Source organism: Microcoleus sp. Pol14D4, from assembly GCF_036701245.1.
Lineage (GTDB): Bacteria > Cyanobacteriota > Cyanobacteriia > Cyanobacteriales > Microcoleaceae > Microcoleus.
The window spans coordinates 1-4,367 of sequence record NZ_JAUBQM010000165.1 but is presented as its reverse complement, the minus strand read 5'-3'; the positions used below and the strand labels follow the sequence as shown (position 1 = coordinate 4,367).

Genomic DNA, 4,367 nt, shown 5'->3' with positions numbered 1-4,367 from the left:
AACCCAATAATTCAAAGTTTTACCTAAACTTGAGCAAACTCTTAAGCATAACACATATTTTTTTTGCAAGAGGTCTAATAGGCTCTATTGTTTAATCTCTCATCTCCTAATTCACAAGTGGCAAAATTTTTCTCCCACCAGCTCAACATTTTTCGCCTGCCTTTACTTGATTTTAACCACATTATATCACCATCTACCCCTTTTGCCTAGAATGACCTCCTACTCTACCTTTCAGAGATGCCGTGAAAAGTAAGGCGGGCGCACAAGCCGTGATGGCTAGTTTGTGGAGTGTTGATGATTCCGCTACTAAAGATTTGATGGTTAAATTTTACTGGAGTTTAGACTAAAAAACTATCGCATCTAAAAGTAGCTGCCTTTGAATATCCGGCAAGCTGTTACTCAAAAATTCAAAATGTAGAAGATTAAATAGCTAATCTTGAAGATTTTTTGCGTCGAGAAACCCGTTTTTTCACAGTGGGATAGCACGGTGCCTTAGTACGTACCTTTCCTATTTCCCAACCAGGGGATTTTCCCCTCTGTTTTGGCAGTTTGGTAGGAGTACCAATGTCAACTAAAACTGACAACATTGATTGGGCAACACGTCCAGGAGTTAAATCGATCTTAGCAGATTGCCAAGGGAGTCGATTTTCGAGAACTAAATCCCTAGCCAGCCAGAGTTGCCAACTCATCAATGGCATTAAATCGCTCCAGCGCTCTGATTGTTCGGGAGTTCTCAAGTTAGGCAATGTCCAATGTAGTCGTTGCTTAGCAAACCTATACCAATGATCCACCCCAAAGCGTCGTAAATACTTAAACCAGACTGTTTCGCTTGGGTAGAGTTCGTTCTCCCACCCAAGCCAACCACAAAGGTGGAAACGGCTGACCGTTTGACATGGGATTCATTCTTTCGACGAGGATTAAACCCACATTCCGCAGGTCTTTAAATAGCATTGATGGTGATAAATTTTAAAAATTCAAGCCTGAAGTAATTGCCCCGTAATCACTTCAGGCTTTTTTGAGTTACAATGAACGAATGAGGAGCCAAGAGGAAAAAACCATGAATGAGCATCAAGAAGCCATAAAAGTCCTAAATTTAGACCATCTAGGAATAGTAGCAGGCATAATAGACGAGATGGAATTAGTAGAAGAAGTCAATAAAATAGTAGGAATAACAACTCAAGAAATTCTCAGCCCAGGACAAGTCATGAAAGCAATGATTTTGAATGGACTAGGATTTTTAAGCGCCCCATTATACATATTCGATGAATTTTTCGTAGGCAAAGCAACATCACATCTAATCGGAAAGGGAATACTACCCGAACATCGGCTCTCCTGAGTTTATGGTGTAAAATGTACCTACTAATACATTTACCGTTATGAGCTTCCATCTAGACTATCTATTAGCCTTGCCTGGAGTCAGGGTTGAAACTTGTACTCAAGTTGAGGGAAAAATTTTCTTGGGACTGAGCATTTTATCAGAAGGAATTGTTTGTCATCATTGTAACAATGATACCGAAAAACTGCATCAAAATCGACCAATTTTAGTCAGAGATTTGCCTGTTTTTGGTCGTCCTGTATATCTAAAAATCCCACAGCGGCAGTTTTACTGTCCTATTTGTCAACGGTATCCCACAGAAAAATTAGAGTTTTTGGACGTGAAAAGACGGCATACTCAACGATACGAACAAAATATTTATGAGCGTGTCAAACAATCGAGTATGGAGCAAATTGGAAGAGAAGAAGGACTGAGTTATGACGAAATAAAAGGAATATTTGAGCAGGTAAACACCATAAAAAAACCGAATTGGCAACGGGTTAAACGAATTGGTCTCGATGAGATAAGTATGCGCTCATGTCAAGGAAATTTTGTGACTGTAGTGAGTGACCTGGGCGAAGGTAATTTAATTGAGATGATTGATTTTCATCGCTGTAAAGAAATCATTGAAGTCCTTATGGGACAACCAATTGAGGTTCGTGAACAAGTTGAGGAAGTGAGTGTTGATATGTGGGGAGGATTCCCTAAAGTTATCAAAAAAGTATTCCCAAACGCCCTAGTTATTATTGATCGTTTTCATGTAATGAAAGTAGTTAATAAAGACTTAAATAAGTTACGTAGAGCAGCCGGAATAACAGATAGGCAAAGTAAATATTTATTATTAAGTAATCGAGTAAATTTGAATCTTCTTCAGATTGATAAATTAGAATTGATACTAAGTAAATCCGAATGTTTGCGAATTGCGTATGAGATGAAAGAAAAATTTAGAGAAATATATGAGACTAATTTGACCGTCAAAGAAGGGCAAAACACAATCAAAAAATGGCTCAATCATGCACAAGTATTTTTTAGAGAATCTGCATCAACAATTGAGAATCATTTTGAGGGTATTTGCAACTACTTTCTTCATCGCACCACAAGTGGAGTCATGGAAGGAATCAACAATCGGATTAAGTTGATAATGCGGCAAGGGTATGGTTTTTCTAATTTTAATAATTTCAATAGTCCGGACAGTTTTTATATGGCCCAATGGCTTATTCTGTAGGACTTCGCAGCCACTGTGGATAATTAAATCAATGTCAGCTCCACCCCTGACTTACATTTAATCCGACTTTTTTACGATCCTTGCCCCGCGTAAGCTTGTAGTATCGTTCCAAAAACTGTCCGGAGTATTGTAATTTTAGGAATCGCGTATTAGCTTACTGGTCTGATTAGATAAACTTATAACCATAAGTTCAGGAGAGCCCGAACATCTAAACGACGATAGATTGGGAAGAGCCCTCGACAAATATTATCAAGTAGGAATCACAAAACTCTTCACAACAATCGCCATGAAAGCCGCCCATAAATTCCAAGTAAAAATGAACAGCATCCATTTAGATGGAAGTTCAATGTACGTACAAGGAGAATATAAAAAGCAAGTTAAAAACAGCGACCAAATAGAAAAAGAACCAGAACCAGAAACATCCGAAATGAAACCAATAGAAATAGTTCACGGATACTCGCGAGATCATCGACCAGACCTGAAACAATTTATCATAGACATGATTGTAACAGGAGACGGAGACATACCACTATATCTAAAAATAGATTCAGGAAACATCGACGACAAAAGCGTATTCGTATCAAGACTAAAAGAATTCAAAAAACAGTGGACATTTGAAGGAATCTGCGTAGCAGACAGCGCATTATACACCAGGGAAAACCTATCAGCAATGACAGGAATCAAATGGATAACAAGAGTCCCATTAAGCATAAAATCAGCCCAAGAGAAAATCGTAGACATCCAAGAAAGCGAATGGCAAGCAAGCTCAAAAAAAGGATATAAGATAGCCGAAAGAGCCAGCGAATATGGAAACATCAAACAAAGATGGTTAGTTATAGAAAGTGACCTCAGAAAACAAGCAAGCATCAAACAAATAGACAAACAAGTAAACAAACAAGAATTAAGCGCCCAAGCCGCACTACGCAAGCTTTCCCGGCAAAAATTTGCCTGTGTTGCCGACGCATAAACCGCCATAAAAAATCTATCAGACACATGGAAATATCACCAAATAACCGAAAGTGAATGTCAAGAAAAAAGCCATAAAAAACCAAAAAGACCAAGCAAAAAAGCGAGTAATATAGACACAATAACCTATCAAATAAGCGGCAAAATAGAAACCAAACCTGAAATAATATCAGCCGAAAAAATCAAAGCAGGGAGATTTATACTGGCAACAAATATCTTAGATAAACAGGAAATAACCAACGAGCAAATATTAAAAGAATACCAAGACCAACAAAGTAACGAAAGAGGATTTAGATTCTTAAAAGACCCATTATTTTTCACATCAAGCGTCTTCGTGAAAAAACCAGAGAGAGTAGAAGCAATTGCCATGATAATGGGAGTATGTTTATTAGTATATAATCTCGCCCAAAGAAAGTTGAGACAAGAATTAGAATCAGCCAATGCCAGCATCAGAAACCAGGTCAAGAAAATGACAAATAAACCGACAATGCGGTGGGTATTTCAGATGTTTCAAGCCGTACATTTAGTCAACCTAAATGGAGCCGAAGAAATAAGCAACTTAACAAAGGAACGTCGGGAGATATTAAATTATTTAGGAAAGGTTTGCGGTCAATATTATTTAATAGTTGAAGATGGGTAACTCGGAAAACAAACCGGAGAATATTGTTGAATAAATTCAAATAATTGGCAACTTAACAATCATGTTGCCGAAATTGTGATGTCTAATTTAGGGAAAATTAGTTCAGATATGGCTGAAGGAAGATATTAGGAAATATCTGTGGATCAATACTTCGGACAGTTTTGGAACAGGGACGCTCCCCGAACAGAGACAAAAAATCCCTGGAATTTTAACCGAAACTC

4 protein-coding genes and 2 pseudogenes are annotated in these 4,367 nt (G+C 37.9%); 4 read left to right on the top strand and 2 right to left on the bottom strand.

Annotation, left to right across the window (positions count from 1 at the left end):
- Positions 1-74: 74 nt before the first annotated feature.
- Complete coding sequence (locus tag QUA33_RS28385; protein ID WP_445251079.1) at positions 75-149, bottom strand: IS4/Tn5 family transposase DNA-binding protein; 75 nt, start codon at positions 147-149, stop codon at positions 75-77.
- 93 nt (positions 150-242) lie between these two features.
- Here QUA33_RS28385 and QUA33_RS27705 point away from each other — a divergent pair, with 93 nt between their 5' ends.
- Complete coding sequence (locus tag QUA33_RS27705; RefSeq protein WP_333152921.1) at positions 243-347, top strand: CHAT domain-containing protein; 105 nt, start codon at positions 243-245, stop codon at positions 345-347.
- Positions 348-810: 463 nt separating this feature from the next.
- On the opposite strand, the gene QUA33_RS27700 is transcribed toward QUA33_RS27705, so the two are convergent.
- On the bottom strand, positions 811-951 hold the full coding sequence (locus QUA33_RS27700) for a hypothetical protein (RefSeq protein ID WP_333152919.1): 141 nt from the start codon (positions 949-951) through the stop codon (positions 811-813).
- Positions 952-1,057: 106 nt separating this feature from the next.
- Between QUA33_RS27700 and QUA33_RS27695 the strand changes: the two are divergent.
- The 3 genes and pseudogenes from QUA33_RS27695 to QUA33_RS27685 form a co-directional block, all read left to right on the top strand.
- A pseudogene (locus QUA33_RS27695) lies at positions 1,058-1,324 on the top strand (DUF4277 domain-containing protein); the annotation flags it as partial.
- A 52-nt stretch (positions 1,325-1,376) separates the two neighbouring features.
- Positions 1,377-2,540 carry an ISL3 family transposase gene (locus QUA33_RS27690; RefSeq protein ID WP_333152917.1) on the top strand — a complete coding sequence of 388 codons (1,164 nt, stop codon included), beginning with the start codon at positions 1,377-1,379 and terminating at the stop codon, positions 2,538-2,540.
- Positions 2,541-2,742: 202 nt separating this feature from the next.
- Positions 2,743-4,146: pseudogene (locus QUA33_RS27685) on the top strand (IS1634 family transposase); the annotation flags it as partial.
- Positions 4,147-4,367: the final 221 nt, after the last annotated feature.

What these genes read in the sequence shown, in the direction of transcription:
- QUA33_RS27700 (WP_333152919.1), bottom strand. Translation starts at nt 951, where the DNA reads ATGCTATTTAAAGACCTGCGGAATGTGGGTTTAATCCTCGTCGAAAGA.
- QUA33_RS27690 (WP_333152917.1), top strand. Translation starts at nt 1,377, where the DNA reads ATGAGCTTCCATCTAGACTATCTATTAGCCTTGCCTGGAGTCAGGGTT.